This is a genomic window from Xanthomonas sp. CPBF 426, from assembly GCF_903989465.1.
Taxonomy (GTDB): Bacteria; Pseudomonadota; Gammaproteobacteria; order Xanthomonadales; family Xanthomonadaceae; genus Xanthomonas; species Xanthomonas euroxanthea.
Window position 1 is genome coordinate 282,918 of sequence record NZ_LR861805.1, and the last position, 15,129, is coordinate 298,046.

Annotated in this window: 14 protein-coding genes; 11 read left to right on the top strand and 3 right to left on the bottom strand. The window is 66.4% G+C overall.

The features are described 5' to 3' along the window. The first annotated feature begins 44 nt into the window (after positions 1–44). The 5 genes from H7A87_RS01165 to H7A87_RS01185 all read left to right on the top strand — a co-directional run bounded on the left by H7A87_RS01165 (position 45) and on the right by H7A87_RS01185 (position 6,119). Entirely contained in the window at positions 45–1,487 is a 1,443-nt protein-coding gene (locus tag H7A87_RS01165; protein WP_119129283.1) for an ATP-binding protein, read from the top strand. Next, positions 1,472–2,809: a sigma-54 dependent transcriptional regulator gene (locus tag H7A87_RS01170; protein ID WP_119129284.1), complete on the top strand. Its 1,338-nt coding sequence runs from the start codon at positions 1,472–1,474 to the stop codon at positions 2,807–2,809. Before H7A87_RS01165 ends, H7A87_RS01170 begins: the two co-directional genes overlap by 16 nt. A 442-nt stretch (positions 2,810–3,251) precedes the next feature. Further along, positions 3,252–4,049: a hypothetical protein gene (locus H7A87_RS01175; RefSeq protein WP_119129285.1), complete on the top strand. Its 798-nt coding sequence runs from the start codon at positions 3,252–3,254 to the stop codon at positions 4,047–4,049. 136 nt (positions 4,050–4,185) lie between these two features. Further along, positions 4,186–4,800, top strand: coding sequence for a hypothetical protein (locus H7A87_RS01180; RefSeq protein WP_104649621.1), 615 nt, complete (start codon positions 4,186–4,188; stop codon positions 4,798–4,800). Between the two features lie 104 nt (positions 4,801–4,904). Then, positions 4,905–6,119 (top strand): MFS transporter, encoded by a 1,215-nt coding sequence (locus H7A87_RS01185; protein ID WP_119129286.1) that lies wholly within the window; start codon positions 4,905–4,907, stop codon positions 6,117–6,119. 167 nt (positions 6,120–6,286) lie between these two features. On the opposite strand, the gene H7A87_RS01190 is transcribed toward H7A87_RS01185, so the two are convergent. Continuing rightward, a complete protein-coding gene (locus H7A87_RS01190; RefSeq protein ID WP_104585404.1) occupies positions 6,287–6,763 on the bottom strand; it encodes a tRNA (cytidine(34)-2'-O)-methyltransferase in 477 nt (158 codons plus the stop codon). Positions 6,764–6,788: 25 nt separating this feature from the next. Further along, on the bottom strand, positions 6,789–7,250 hold the full coding sequence (locus tag H7A87_RS01195; RefSeq protein WP_119129287.1) for a hypothetical protein: 462 nt from the start codon (positions 7,248–7,250) through the stop codon (positions 6,789–6,791). Positions 7,251–7,647: 397 nt separating this feature from the next. Between H7A87_RS01195 and H7A87_RS01200 the strand changes: the two genes are divergently transcribed. The 4 genes from H7A87_RS01200 (at position 7,648) to H7A87_RS01215 (ending at position 11,364) form a co-directional block, all read left to right on the top strand. Continuing rightward, the gene (locus H7A87_RS01200; protein WP_104649618.1) at positions 7,648–7,968 is read left to right on the top strand and encodes a DUF4156 domain-containing protein; all 321 of its coding nucleotides are present in this window, start codon (positions 7,648–7,650) and stop codon (positions 7,966–7,968) included. 101 nt (positions 7,969–8,069) lie between these two features. Further along, positions 8,070–9,086, top strand: coding sequence for a 3-oxoacyl-ACP synthase III (locus H7A87_RS01205; protein WP_016903994.1), 1,017 nt, complete (start codon positions 8,070–8,072; stop codon positions 9,084–9,086). An 87-nt stretch (positions 9,087–9,173) separates the two neighbouring features. Beyond that, positions 9,174–10,313, top strand: a complete 1,140-nt coding sequence (locus tag H7A87_RS01210) for a Fic family protein (protein ID WP_180496850.1) — start codon at positions 9,174–9,176, stop codon at positions 10,311–10,313. 148 nt (positions 10,314–10,461) lie between these two features. Continuing rightward, on the top strand, positions 10,462–11,364 hold the full coding sequence (locus H7A87_RS01215; protein WP_104649617.1) for an alpha/beta fold hydrolase: 903 nt from the start codon (positions 10,462–10,464) through the stop codon (positions 11,362–11,364). A 156-nt stretch (positions 11,365–11,520) separates the two neighbouring features. On the opposite strand, the gene H7A87_RS01220 is transcribed toward H7A87_RS01215, so the two are convergent. After that, positions 11,521–11,904, bottom strand: coding sequence for a YkgJ family cysteine cluster protein (locus tag H7A87_RS01220; protein WP_104585398.1), 384 nt, complete (start codon positions 11,902–11,904; stop codon positions 11,521–11,523). A 460-nt stretch (positions 11,905–12,364) separates the two neighbouring features. On the opposite strand from H7A87_RS01220, the gene oleC reads away from it, so the two are divergent. Together oleC and oleD are read left to right on the top strand one after the other, a co-directional pair. Further along, complete coding sequence (gene oleC / locus H7A87_RS01225; RefSeq protein WP_119129289.1) at positions 12,365–14,017, top strand: olefin beta-lactone synthetase; 1,653 nt, start codon at positions 12,365–12,367, stop codon at positions 14,015–14,017. 90 nt (positions 14,018–14,107) lie between these two features. Then, the gene (oleD, locus tag H7A87_RS01230; protein ID WP_104649615.1) at positions 14,108–15,118 is read left to right on the top strand and encodes a 2-alkyl-3-oxoalkanoate reductase; all 1,011 of its coding nucleotides are present in this window, start codon (positions 14,108–14,110) and stop codon (positions 15,116–15,118) included. Positions 15,119–15,129 lie beyond the last annotated feature (11 nt).

The window sequence follows — 15,129 nt, forward strand, 5'->3', positions numbered from 1 at the left end:
CAGTGGCAGCGCTCTGAAACTGCACGTCTTTACCGGACCCTCGTATGCCACGTTCGTTGTTGCGCCAGTTGCTGCTGATCTGGGTGGTGATCCTGGCTGCCTGCGTGGGCGTGGCCACGATGCTGTATGGCCTGTACCGACAGACCGAAGGCGTGCGCCTGGACGAGGCGCGCCAGCAGTTGACTGCGCAGTGCACGCGCATCGTGCAGCGCTACGCCGGCGCGAGCGAGGCGGCGCGCAGCGGTGACAACGGCGCCGGGCTGGCTGCAGTGGTGGTGCAACTGGTGCTGGCCGATGCGCCCGGTGTGGAGGGCGGGGTGTGGAATCTCGACAAGGGATTCGTTGCCTACGCCTATCCCACCTATGACGGCAGCGATCACAAGACCGATATCCCGGCTGCCGAGTGGACCACGATCGTCAGCACTGCACGGCAGAGTGCGGTGGGCAACAAGGCCGTGGAGTTTCGTCGCGACGGCAGCCGTGAAGTGGTGTTGATCAGTGCCTGCCCGCTGGCCGCCGGTACTGCGGCATGGGCCATGTCGCGGGTGCCGGCGAGCACCTCCGATGCCTGGCGGCCATTGGTGATCGGCATGTTGCTGATCTTCGCCATGGTGGCGGTGTCGGCGATCGCGCTGGGCGTGGTGGTGCGGCGCTGGAGCCAGCGCCTGCAGCGCATCCAGCAGGCGCTGGCCGCCGATACCGAACTTCCGCAGATTCCGGTCACCGGTGCCCCCGAACTGGACCGGCTGGGCGCTGCGGTGAGCGATTACGCACAGCGCAATGCGCAGGCCCTGGCGCAGACACGACGGCTGGCCGAGGAGCTGGCACGGCACGAGCGGCTGGCCGCCCTTGGACGCCTGACGGCCACGGTGGCGCATGAGATTCGCAACCCCATCGCCACGATGCGCCTGGCGGTGGAGAACGACATCGCCATGCGCCAGGGCACGCCGGACGATGCCGCACACGGCGAGCTGATGCTGGGGCAGATCCGTCGCCTGGACGGGGTGGTCGAAAGCCTGCTCGGCATGGTGCAGCCGATCCGCCTGCAGCTGGAAACGGTGGTGGTGCAGGAGTGGCTGGCGACCTTGCTCGATCCGGCCTTGCGCCCACCAGGCGCGCCTGCGCCCCGGTTGCGTGCCCCGGACACGCCGCTGCAGTGGACGTTCGACCCACAGCAGCTCGGGCGCGCCGTGCACAATCTGCTGCGCAACGCGCTGCAGCACGCCGATGCCGGCAGCACGGTGACACTGGAGGCCAGCGCCAGCGATGGGTTGCTGCAGCTACAGGTGAGCAATCGTGGCGCGGCCATCGCCGAGACCATCGCGGCGCAGCTGTTCGAGCCGTTCGTCAGCGGCCGCAGCGACGGCAATGGCCTGGGGCTTGCGCTGGTGCGCGAGATTGCCCGCGCACATGGCGGGCAGGTGCGTTACGCACACGCCGACGGCATGACCCATTTCATCCTGGAACTGCCATGGCGCGCATCCTGATCATCGACGACGACGCGGCGTTTCTGGCCACCTTGCAGGCAACGCTGCGCTCGCTCGGCCATACGGTGATCGCGGTCGATAACGGCGCCGATGGATTGATGCGCCTGCGCGAGGGCGGCATCGCGCTGGCGTTCGTGGACTTCCGCATGCCCGAGATGGACGGGATCCAGGTGCTGCGTGCGCGTGCAGACGATCCGCGCGCGCGCCAGGTGCCGCTGGTGATGCTCACCGCGTACGCGTCCAGCGGCAACACCATCGAGGCGATGACGCTGGGTGCATTCGATCATCTGGTCAAACCGGTGGGGCGTGCCGATATCGTCGAGGTGGTGGAGCGTGCATTGGCAAGTCGCGCCGATGGACACACCGATGCCGAAGCCAGCGAACCACCCGACGACGATGGCCTGGTCGGCCACAGCCCGGCCATGCGCAACGTGCATAAACGCATCGGGCTGGCGGCGGCTTCCGATCTGCCGGTGTTGATCACCGGCGAAACCGGTACCGGCAAGGAACTGGTCGCGCGCGCCCTGCATCGCGCCAGCGCACGCGCAGCGTCGGCATTCGTTGCGGTCAATTGCGCGGCGATTCCGTTGGAGTTGATGGAAAGCGAATTGTTCGGCCATCGCAAGGGCGCCTTTTCCGGGGCGACCAGCGACCGCATCGGCCTGATTCGCGAAGCCGATGGCGGCACCTTGTTTCTGGACGAGATCGGCGACATGCCGCTGCCGATGCAGGCCAAGTTGTTGCGCTTCCTGCAGGAAGGCGAGGTGACGCCGCTGGGCGGGCGCGGCGCGCAGAAGGTGGATGTGCGCGTGCTGGCGGCCACGCACCGCGATCTGGCCGCGTGGGTGGCCGCAGGGCAGTTCCGCAGCGATCTGCGTTATCGCCTGAATGTGGTGCCGATCGAACTGCCGCCGCTGCGCGAGCGCGGGCAGGACATCGTGCTGCTCGCGCAGTATTTCCTGCGTGCCGGCGACGGTGCGGCGCGTGCGTTGTCGGCGGATGCGCAAGCGCGGCTGCTGGCCTACCCATGGCCCGGCAACGTGCGCGAGCTGCGCAATGTCATGCAACGCAGCCAGCTGCTGGTGCGCGGCCACAGCATCGTTGCCGCGGATCTGAACGACGCGCTCGATCACAGTGCCGAGCAACCCCTGACGGCCGCGCCGCTGCAAGGCACCCTGCCCGAGGCAGTGGCGCGGCTGGAGAAGCAGATGATCCAGGACGCACTGGCGCACAGCAGCGGCAACCGCGCCGAAGCCGCGCGCCGGCTCGGCATCCATCGCCAGCTGCTGTACCGCAAGCTCGATGAGTACGGCTTGCAGTAGTCGCGGCGATCAGGCCGAACGCCATGTGTGCAGGCTGACGCGTTGGTCACGACGCAGGAAGACAGCAGCACGCGCACTTGTTGCCGCGTGCACTGTTGCTGGTTGCTTGCCGCCGCTGCCACTTGCAGCATTGGCCAAGGGCATTCCACCAGCAAGCAGTCAAACGGTGCAGCCGAAAGTGCAGCACCACACGTGTGAATCCAGCCCTGACATCCGCACGCGCGCGCCGCCGTTGGGCGTGTCCAGCACATTCTTGGCTTGCGGAGTCAATGCACGCCCTGGCTACAAAGTGTCTGCAAAGCGGACAGCGGTGTATGAAACGCAGACGCCTGTCCGTAAGCGTGCACCTGCAAACCCCTTGTAAAACAACGGATTCGACGTTGGCACGATTGCTGCTTTATCTCCAGGGCGAGCGGCATCCCTGCCGCGTTGGAGATATCGCATGATTCGTCAGACCGCACTTGCTTTCGCGCTGGCCTGCAGCGTGGCGACCGCCGCCGCGCAGGCTCCCACACCGCCTGCTGCACCGGTGGCACCGCGTGCGCCGGTCGGCACGCCACCGCCGGCACCACCGCTGCCGCCCGCACCGCCTGCCCCGCTGGCCGCCACGCCAGTGCGCATCACCGGCACGGTCGAGCGTTTCATGCTCAATCCCAACGGCGAGGTCGATGGCCTGTGGTTGCGCGATGGCACCCAGGTGGCGTTTGCGCCGCATCTGTCCGGCCAATTGCAGGAAGCGGTGCGCCGTGGCGATACGGTGAGCGTGCAGGGCTATCGCCTGGGCAGCCTGCCGGTGCTGCGCGCCAGCAGCATCCGTTCCAATCGTGGAGGGCGTGAGGTGGTCGATCGCCCACCAACCGCCGCCATGCCGCCAGCGCCCCCGGCACCTGCCGCCTTGACGCCGTTGCAGGCGGAAGGCCGCATCGAGCGGCTGGTCTACGGCCCGGGTGGCGAGACCAATGGTGCATTGCTCAGCGATGGCACGCTGGTGCGAATGCCGCCGCACCTGGCGCTGCAGTTCGGCGATCTGCTGCGGGCCGGCGCGCCGTTGAGCGTGAGCGGGTTCGGGGTGGCCACCGCCAACGGCCGCGCCATCGAAGCCACGCAACTGGGCCGCGATCGCGCCTCGCAGCGCGCGTTGTTCAGCCCACCGCGCCCGGACGGCCCGGTGCCGCCCGCACCACCGGCGCCGCCTGTTCCGCCGTCCGCACCGCCAGCGCCAGCTCCGGCGCCGCGTTGATTCACGGCGTCGCCGTCCACGCGGTGGCGCGTACCTCCGTTGCGCTTTCCTTTATGCGCCTTCCGCCACGTGTCATGCGTGGCGGCGGGCGCGGCTTGCCGGCAGTGGCCGGTCCTTCCTTCTCTGGAGTTCTTTCATGCATTGGGTCGATCCTGATTTCCTCCCCGAAACCCGCGGCACGCTGGCGCGCTTTCTGCTCAACCCCAAGGCCGATATCGACGGCCTGCTGCTGACCGACGGCACCGAGGTGCACACGCCGCCGCATCTGTCCGCCGCCTTGCTCAAGGCGCTCAAGCCCGGCAGCACCTTGACCGTGCGTGGCCTCAAGCCGCGCGATGTGGACATGCTGGTGGCCCTGGCGATCGATCCGGAAGGCGGCAAACGCATCGTCGATGACGGCCCGCACGGGCCGCACGCCAAGCCCAAGCCCAAACCGCCCGCCGGCAAGCCGCCCAAGCCGCAGCTCAGCCAGCACAGCGGCACCATCGCGCGCTTGCTGCATGGCCCGCATGGGCAGGTGCATGGCGTGTTGCTGGACGACGAGGTCACGGTGCGGTTTCCGCCGCACGCCGGTGCGGACTTCGCCAAACAACTGGTGGTCGGCAAGACGCTGGTGGCCGAAGGCGATACCAGGACAACCCCGCACGGCGTGCTGATCCACGCGCATGCGCTGGGCACCAAGGCCGCGTCGCTGAAGCAGATCGAGCATCCGCATGGCCCGGGTGCGCATAAGCCGAAGCCGAAGCACTAGCAACACGTAATGCGACTGCCGCGTTGGCGCGATGCGATCGGCATCGGGTTGCCCATGCAGCCCAGCGCGCGCAGTCGCCTTTCATCGTTTCGTGGAGAGCGCCGATGCGCATGAGCACACCGCGTCCCCGTGGCAGCCGCGCACTGGAGGCGCTGCATTTCAGCGTGGCCGACGTGCAGGACGGGCTGGGGCCGTTTCTCAGCGTGTTCCTGCAATCCAGGGGCTGGTCGGTGGCAGCGATCGGCACGGTGATGAGTGTGGGCGGCATCGCCGGCATGCTTGCCACCACCCCGGCCGGTGCACTGGTCGACACCACCCGGCGCAAGCGCGCCGTGGTGGTGGTTGGCTGCCTGGCGATCCTGCTGGCCACGGCGCTGATCTGGCTGCACCCGACGTCCTCCGGCGTGGTCACCGCGCAGATCGTTTCGGCGTTGGCGGCAGCCGGTATTGGCCCTGCGCTCACCGGCATCACCCTGGGCCTGGTGCACGCGCGCGGGTTCGATCATCAACTGGCGCGCAATCAGGTCGCCAACCACGCCGGCAACATGCTGGCCGCAGTGCTGGCCGGCTGGCTGGGGTGGCGTTTCGGATTTGCGGCGGTGTTTGTGCTCACTGCCGCCTTCGGCGTGCTGGCGATCGCGGCGGTGCTGCTGATTCCGTCTGCGGCCATCGACCACCGCGCCGCGCGCGGCCTGGGCCAGGCCGATGGCGCGGACAGCCTCAGCGGCTGGCGGGTGTTGTTGACCTGCCGACCGCTGGCCTTGCTGGCCATCACCCTGGGGTTGTTCCACCTGGGCAATGCGGCGATGTTGCCGCTCTACGGCATGGCCATCGTGGCTGCGCATGCAGGCGATGCGAACGCGCTGACGGCCACCACCATCGTGGTCGCGCAGGCCACGATGGTGGTGGTGGCATTGTTGGCGATGCGCTGGATCCGCGTGCACGGGCATTGGTGGGTGCTGCTGGTGGCCTTCATGGCCTTGCCACTGCGTGCGCTGGTGGCGGCGTCGCTGATCCAGGGCTGGGGCGTGTTTCCGGTGCAGATCCTCGACGGACTCGGCGCCGGCCTGCAGGCCGTGGTGGTGCCTGCGCTGGTGGCGCGATTGCTGCAGGGAACCGGGCGCGTCAATGTCGGCCAGGGCGCGGTGATGACGGTGCAGGGCGTGGGCGCGGCGCTGAGCCCTGCCTTGGGTGGCTGGCTGGCGCATGCCTTCGGCTATCGCATCGCGTTTCTGGCGCTGGGCGGCATCGCCATGCTGGCGGTGGCGTTGTGGGCAGGCTGCCGTGGCATGCTGCAGGCAGCAAGCGATGCCGGGTGATGCAGTGAGGCGTTGGCACGGGCACCGCAGCGGCAAGCAAACCGCAACGCCCGGGGCGGTCATGCGCGTGAAGCATGCGCCGGACGCTGGACCGCCGTGTGCGGCATGCAGCGCGTCGGCAGCGGGCGGACGGATTCCCCGCCAGGCAGCCGTCCGCATCGCCGCGGCTATCTGCCGCCGCTGAAGTCCCACTGGCGCCAGGCTTCGAACACCATCACCGCAACGGTGTTGGACAGATTGAGGCTGCGGTTGTCCGGGCGCATCGGCAGGCGCAGCCGGTGCTGCGGCGGGATCGACTCCAGTACGTCGGCGGGCAGGCCGCGGGTTTCCGGGCCGAACAGGAAGGCATCCCCATCGGCAAACTGCGGTGCGTCGTAACGCACGGTGCTGCGCGTACTCAGTGCAAACACGCGCTTGGGCGCGATCGCTGCCAGGGCGGTGGGCAGGTCGGCATGCACCTGCAGGGTGGCGTATTCGTGATAGTCCAGGCCGGCGCGTTTGAGCTGCTTGTCGCTGAGGTCGAAGCCGAGCGGCTCGATCAGGTGCAGGCGCGCGCCGGTGTTGGCGCACAGGCGAATCACATTGCCCGTATTGGGCGGAATTTCCGGTTGGAACAGGATGACATCGAGGACGGGGGCTGACATGCGCGCAGTGTAGCTGCGCGCATGCTCAAAGGCTGATGGCGGCGTTGACCAGCGCTTCCAGTTCGACCGGCGCCGGCTGCAGCTGCGGCACCGGCAGGTTGACGATGACCTGGCCCATCAGCGCGCCGATGGCAGCGGCAGCCTGGCCGGAGGTGCTCTGCGCGGTGGCAGCGGTGCTGCGGGTCACCAGTTCGGCGCGCTGGTCGGCCGACGGACGCACCTGCACCGCAGCGAGGGTGACGACGCGCGGGCCGGCCTGTTCGGCGGCCAAGGCGGCCAGCTGATCGGCGGACGGACGCACCTGCACGGCGGCCAGGGTGCGGATGGCGCTGGTGCGTTCCAGCGTCTGCTGGGCAAGCTGGTCGGCCGATGGGCGCACCTGCACGGTGTCCAGCGTGGTCAGGCTGCCGGCCTGGGCGAAACCGGCCAGGGTGGTGCCGGCAAGCAGGGCGGCGGAGAGGGCGATGCGCAGGGTCTGGGTCTTCATGGCGAGGTCTCTTGGTGTGGGTGGTCAGTGGTGTGGTAGTAAGGTAGTACACCGTTTCGGTAAGCGCAACGACTTTCGTAGCGCGATTTTATTTATTCAGCTTGCAGTCATTTTCAGTCGTCGAGACAACTGGCTTCGTTGCTTGCCCATGACATGGAGCAAGCAACGTGCCAATGGCAGATCATTGTTTTGCAAGGGATTTGCGCGCGGAGGCCGTGTCCGCGTCCGGACACCCGGACGTGTGTGCGGGCGGCGGACACCGCTGGAATCGAGAAAACACGACGATCGGGGCGATGTTCAGTGCGCTGAACGAGTGGCGTGCAGCCATGCGGCGCAACCCGATCGCCGGCCGGCAACTGCGGCACAATCCGGCTTCGTCCTCAGGGGTCTACGACTTATGCGCGTGCTGATGCTGTCTGTTCTGGTTGCCGCCACCACCGCGGCCTGCACCTGGGTGCCCATCGAACAAAGCGGCAAAAACGTGCAGGTGCTGCCCGCAGGCCCTGTGCCAGCTGGCTGTCAGCAGCAGGGCGAGGTGGTGGTATCGGTCAAGAGCAAGGTTGGCTTCTACAACCGCAACCCGTTGCGGGTGCAGGAAGAGCTGGAAACGCTGGCACGCAACGAGGCGCCGGGCGCCAATGCCAACACGGTCCAGGCGCAGGGTCAGCCGGCCGATGGCAGCCAGCGTTTCAATGCCTTCCGCTGCCCGCCGCGCTGAACCGTTGGGCTGGGGCGCGGCCGCTGCAATTGTAAAGATGCGGTAAAACGAGCCAGCGGCTAGACTAGCGCCCCCTCGCCTGACGCCATGGCGCTACTTCGATGCTCTTCCAGAATGTCTCCATCGCGGGACTGGCGCATATTGATGCGCCGCACACGCTGACTTCCAAGGAAATCAACGAGCGCCTGCAACCGACCTACGACCGCCTCGGGATTCGGACCGACGTGTTGGGCGACGTTGCGGGTATCCATGCACGGCGCTTGTGGGACCAGGATGTCCAGGCCTCGGACGCCGCCACCCAGGCTGCACGCAAGGCACTGCTCGACGCCGGCATCGGCATCGAGAAGATCGGCCTGCTGGTCAACACCTCGGTGAGCCGCGACTACCTGGAGCCGTCCACGGCCTCCATCGTGTCCGGCAACCTCGGGGTCGGCGATCACTGCGTCACCTTCGACGTGGCCAACGCCTGCCTCGCCTTCATCAACGGCATGGACATCGCCGCCCGCATGCTCGAGCGCGGCGAGATCGACTACGCGCTGGTCGTCGACGGTGAAACCGCCAACCTGGTGTACGAGAAGACCCTCGAGCGCATGACCTCGCCCGACGTCACCGAAGAAGAGTTCCGCAATGAACTCGCTGCGTTGACCCTGGGTTGCGGCGCCGCGGCCATGGTGATGGCGCGCACCGAGCTGGTGCCCGACGCGCCGCGCTACAAGGGTGGCGTGACCCGGTCGGCCACCGAGTGGAACAAGCTGTGTCGCGGCAACCTGGACCGCATGGTCACCGACACCCGCCTGTTGCTGATCGAAGGCATCAAGCTGGCACAGAAGACCTTCCTGGCCGCCAAGCAGGCGATGGGCTGGGCAGTGGACGAACTGGACCAGTTCGTCATCCACCAGGTCAGCCGCCCGCACACCGCTTCATTCGTGAAGTCGTTCGGCATCGATCCGGCCAAGGTCATGACCATCTTCGGCGAACACGGCAACATCGGCCCGGCTTCGGTACCGATTGTGCTGAGTAAGCTCAAGGAACTCGGCCGTTTGAAGAAGGGCGACCGCATCGCGTTGATGGGGATTGGTTCTGGCCTGAACTGCTCGATGGCGGAAGTGGTCTGGTAAGTTGCAACATGTGACGTGTTAAGAAAAATGGATTTTTAGTACACGTCATTGCATCATGTTCGCTCTTGCAACATGACCGGTGTAGGCATGGATGACGCGCTGGTGTTTAATCCCGAGCAGCCCTACAACGCGCTCCCGCCGCTTCCTCCGGCGGGAGATATCGAAACGCGCGCCTTGCTCAAGGCCTGCATCGTGGCGCGCACTGCGTTGGCCGAGCTGAAGCAGGCCACCGCATTGCTGCCAAATCCGGCAGTGCTGATCAATACGATCCCGATCCTGGAAGCACAGGCGAGTTCGGAGATCGAAAACATCGTCACCACCACGGATGACTTGTTCCGTTATGCAGACGATCAGGAGCGCGCCCAGAATCCGGCGACCAAGGAAGCCCTGCGTTACCGTAGCGCGCTCTACGAAGGGTTCCAGTCGCTGCAGCAGCGACCGCTATGTATAGAAACCGCCGTGGTGGTGTGCAGCCGCATTAAAGCTGTGCAAATGCAGATCCGTCGCGTGCCCGGGACTGCGCTGGCCAACGATCAGATCCAGCAGATCATCTATACCCCGCCCGTCGGCGAGACATTGCTGCGCGACAAGCTGGCCAATTGGGAGCGTTTTATTCATGAATGCACCGATATCGATCCATTGATCCGGATGGCGGTCGCGCACTATCAATTCGAAGCGATCCACCCGTTCACCGATGGCAACGGGCGTACCGGACGTGTATTGAATCTGCTGATGCTGATCGAGCAAGGCCTGCTCGATGTCCCCGTCCTGTACTTGTCGCGCTACATCATTCGCCATCGCAGCGATTACTATCGACTGCTGCTGGATGTCACCCGGTACGGTCGCTGGGCCGAGTGGATTCAGTACATGCTTGCCGCCGTTGCAGAGACAGCTGCGTGGACGACGGCGAAGATCCAGGCGATCCGAGGATTGGAGACGCGGGCGCGTGATCATGTGCGCGAACACGCCCCCAAGGCCTACAGCCGCGAACTTGTCGAAGTGGTCTTCAATCAGCCCTATTGCCGCATCCAGAATGTCGTGGACGTGATGGGCGTGACTCGGCAGACCGCTGCACGCCATCTAAAGGAACTGGTGACCATCGGTGTGCTGCAAGAGCAGCGGCTGGGCAAGGAAAAACTGTTCCTGCACCCTGCATTCCTGAAACTTCTGTCCGGCGATGGTCATCAACTACCGCCTTATCCAATGCCTTCGACGGAAGCGCGATGAAGCCTGTAATTGATCCAGGTAGCCGTCTTGCGCGCAGTGGGTTGAGCATGTCGCGGCGTGGCGACCACTATGATGTCCAATCTCTACGCACGGCAGGCCAACGCTTGCGCCATGTGCGCTCTCTCGAATCGAATCGGATGCGTTTGGCATGAACTACCCCGGCTATCCCTTCACTCCCCAGCGCCTTGAGGTGCGTCCCGGTATTGCGATGTCGTATCTGGACGAAGGTCCGCGCGATGGCGAGGTGGTCGTGATGCTGCACGGCAATCCGTCGTGGAGCTACCTGTGGCGGAATCTGGTGAGCGGCCTGTCGGACCGTTACCGCTGCATCGTGCCGGACCATATCGGCATGGGCCTGTCCGACAAGCCGGACGATGCGCCCGACGCGCAGCCACGTTACGACTACACGCTGCAGTCGCGCGTGGACGACCTGGACACGCTGTTGCGGCATCTGGGCATCACCGGCCCGGTCACGCTGGCGGTACACGACTGGGGCGGCATGATCGGGTTCGGCTGGGCGTTGTCGCATCATGCGCAGGTCAAGCGGCTGGTGATCACCAATACCGCTGCGTTCCCGTTGCCGCCGGAAAAGCCGATGCCGTGGCAGATCGCGATGGGCCGGCATTGGGGCCCGGGCGAGTGGTTCATCCGCACGTTCAATGCGTTTTCCTCCGGTGCGTCCTGGTTCGGCGTGTCGCGGCGGATGCCGGCCGAGGTGCGCCGTGCGTATGTGGCGCCCTACAACAATTGGCGCAACCGCATCTCCACCATTCGCTTCATGCAGGATATTCCGCTGTCGCCGGCCGACCAGGCCTGGTCGCTGCTGGAGCGCTCGGCGCAGGCATTGCCCGCGTTCGCCGACCGGCCGGCGTTTATCGCCTGGGGATTGCGCGACATCTGCTTCGACAAGCACTTCCTGGCCGGCTTTCGCAAGGCATTGCCGAACGCCGAAGTCACCGCGTTCGACGATGCCAATCACTACGTGCTGGAAGACAAGCACGAAGTGCTGGTGCCGGCGATCCGTGCGTTCCTGGAGCGCAATCCGCTCTGACCCGGTCACCAGGATGCCGCGGGCGCCCGGCAGGTAGGTGCGGGCACGCGCCGGGGCTGGAGTAGGTCAGTGGCCAGGCCGATGCCGGGCATCGGCCGCGTCGCGTGCGGTGCCGCGCGCCGTAAACAGACGTGCATGCACCCGCAGCGATAGTCGCTACAGCGGCGGCAGCGGATTGCGCTGGGCATCGTCCACGCCCAGCCAGTCGGCTTCGGTCAGTGCATGCAGGCCGTGCGCCAACCGGGATTTGTCGCATTGCGCGCTGCGCTGGCCGAACTCCAGCGAGGCCGGTACGGCGGCGCAGGAGGAGGGCCGGCGATCATGGATGCTGCAGCGGCTGTAGCGGCCGATGTCTGCGTCCAGCGCGATGCAGCGCGGCTGCGATTGCGACGTGCCGCGCATGACCCGCTCGTGCGTGCGCAGCGCATCGGTCAGCTCGATCGGCACCCTGCCGCCCAATGCGGGGTCGGCTTCGCTCCAGTGGAAACTGACGCGGAAGTAGGCGCAGCAGGCGCCGCAGGTAAGGCAGGGATGTGCCATGGAATGCCGGGCCTTGCGCGGCAAAACAACGTGGAGAGCGCGGCATTCTGACCGAACCACGGCGCGATACAAGTGGCGCATCGCGGCGGCAGGTTAGTGATTCATGCGCGTGCGCGCCGGAGGAGCGGTGCGCGCTGGGGGCGAGCAGGTTGCCTATCGGGTGCTGACGACCGCCTGCCGCGTCGGCATCGCCAGAGTGATCGCGTGTAGAACGATCACCAGCGACCGGGGGAATCGCTGACGCGCGCTTTTCGCAGGCACTCGACCACGTTGCAATGCGCCTGAAAATAAAAGACGCAGGCGCGGAGGTGGCAGTGATTACTGCTCACTTGCGCTGCCAAGGCCTGGTTGCCTTGCATGCAAAACTATCGTTGTGCCGTCGCCGAGCGTCGCGTGCATCTGCGACGTTGAGCCGGATGCAAGCGGCCGGTACCGTCGGCGGATGGGTGATAATGCGGCAATGACCACTCTTTGCAATATCGCCGCCACCCTGCCGGAGCTCGCGCGCGAGCGCCCCGACCAGATCGCCATCCGTTGCCCGGGCCGCCGCGGCGCCAATGGTTTTGCCGCCTACGATGTGACCTTGAGCTATGCCGAGCTGGATGCGCGCAGCGATGCGATCGCCGCCGGGCTGGCGCTGCACGGCATCGGACACGGTGCGCGCGCGGTGGTGATGGTGCGGCCGTCGCCGGAATTCTTCCTGCTGATGTTTGCCTTGTTCAAGGCCGGCGCGGTGCCGGTGCTGGTGGATCCGGGCATCGACAAGCGCGCGCTCAAGCAGTGCCTGGACGAAGCGCAGCCGCAGGCGTTTATCGGCATTCCGCTTGCGCAGCTGGCGCGTCGTCTGCTGCGGTGGGCGCGCTCTGCCAAACAGATCGTCAGCGTCGGTGGCCGTTACGGCTGGGGCGGGGTGACATTGGCGCGCGTGGAACGCGATGGCGCCGGCGCCGGCAGCCAGCTGGCCAACACCGGGCCGGACGATGTGGCCGCCATCCTGTTCACCAGCGGCTCGACCGGCGTGCCCAAGGGCGTGGTGTACCGGCACCGGCATTTCGTCGGCCAGATCGAGTTGCTGCGCAATGCCTTCGGCATGCAGCCCGGCGGCGTGGATCTGCCGACGTTCCCGCCATTTGCCTTGTTCGATCCGGCACTGGGGTTGACCTCGGTGATTCCGGACATGGATCCGACCCGCCCGGCCACCGCCGATCCGCGCAAATTGCACGATGCGATCGACCGCTTCGGCGTGACGCAGTTGTTCGGTTCGCCGGCATTGATGCGCGTGCTGGCCGATTATGGGCAGCCGCTTCCCAACGTGCGCCTGGCCACCTCGGCCGGCGCGCCGGTGCCGCCGGATGTGGTGGCCAAGATCCGCACGCTGTTGCCGGCAGATGCGCAATTCTGGACGCCGTATGGCGCCACCGAATGCCTGCCGGTGGCGGCGATCGAAGGGCGCACGCTGGATGCCACCCGCGCGGCCACCGAGGCCGGCGCCGGCACCTGTGTCGGCCAGGTCGTCGCGCCCAACGAGGTACGCATCATCGCCATCGACGATGCAGCCATTCCCGAATGGAGCGGCGCGCGCGTGCTGGCGGTGGGCGAGGTCGGCGAGATCACCGTCGCCGGTCCCACCACCACCGACACCTACTTCAACCGCGACGCGGCCACGCGGATTGCCAAGATCCGTGAGCGCAACGCGGATGGCAGCGAACGCATCGTGCATCGCATGGGCGATGTGGGGTATTTCGATGCCGAAGGGCGCTTGTGGTTCTGCGGGCGCAAGACCCACCGCTTGGAAACGGCCAGCGGCCCGCTCTACACCGAGCAGGTGGAGCCGGTCTTCAACGTGCACCCGCAGGTGCGGCGCACTGCCCTGGTCGGCGTCGGCGCGCCCGGACAGCAGCAGCCAGTGCTGTGCGTGGAGTTGCAGCCAGGCGTTGCGGCATCGGCGTTTGCGCAAGTGGAAACCGCCTTGCGCGCGCTGGGCGCGGCGCATCCGCACACCGCAGGCATCACGCGTTTCCTGCGCCATTCCGGGTTTCCGGTGGACATTCGCCACAACGCCAAGATCGGCCGCGAAACGCTGGCGATCTGGGCGGCGCAGCAACGTGGCTGAGCTGTCGATGCGTATCGCGCAGGCGGTTGGCCGCATCGCCAATCCCGGCCGCGCCCGTTATCGTGTGCGTCCTTGCGATGGAGGTGATGCGTGCGCATCCTGGTAACCGGTGGTGGTGGCTTTCTTGGCCAGGCGTTGTGCCGCGGCCTGCGCGCGCGTGGGCACGAGGTGGTGAGTTTCCAGCGCGGTGATTACCCGGTGTTGCAGACCTTGGGCGTGGGCCAGATCCGTGGCGACCTGGCCGACCCGCAGGCGGTGCGGCATGCCTTCGCCGGCATCGATGCGGTCTTCCACAATGCCGCCAAGGCCGGTGCATGGGGCAGCTACGACAGCTATCACCAGGCCAATGTGGTGGGCACGCAGAACGTGCTCGACGCGTGTCGGGCCAACGGTGTGCCGCGCCTGATCTATACCTCCACACCGAGCGTGACCCATCGCGCCACCAACCCGGTGGAAGGCCTGGGCGCCGACGAAGTGCCGTATGGCGAGGATCTGCGCGCTGCATATGCCGCAACCAAGGCGATCGCCGAGCGCGCGGTGCTGGCGGCCAACGATGCGCAACTGGCGACGGTGGCCTTGCGCCCGCGCCTGATCTGGGGCCCGGGTGACAATCATCTGTTGCCGCGCCTGGCCGCGCGTGCGCGTGCCGGCCGCCTGCGCATGGTCGGCGACGGCAGCAACCTGGTGGACAGCACCTACATCGACAATGCCGCGCAGGCGCATTTCGATGCGTTCGCGCATCTCGCTCCGGGTGCCGCGTGTGCGGGCAAGGCGTACTTCATCTCCAACGGCGAGCCCCTGCCGATGCGCGAGTTGCTCAATCGCCTGCTGGCCGCAGTGGATGCACCGGCAGTGACGCGTTCGCTATCGTTCAAGACCGCGTACAGAATCGGTGCAATCTGCGAGACCATGTGGCCACTGTTGCGTCTGCCTGGTGAAGTGCCGTTGACGCGTTTTCTGGTGGAACAGCTGTGTACGCCGCACTGGTACAGCATGGAACCGGCACGCCGTGATTTCGGCTATGTTCCGCAGGTCAGCATCGAGGAAGGACTGCAACGGCTGCGATCCTCATCTTCCAACGACATCGCCATCACTCGATAAAGACCGTCAGG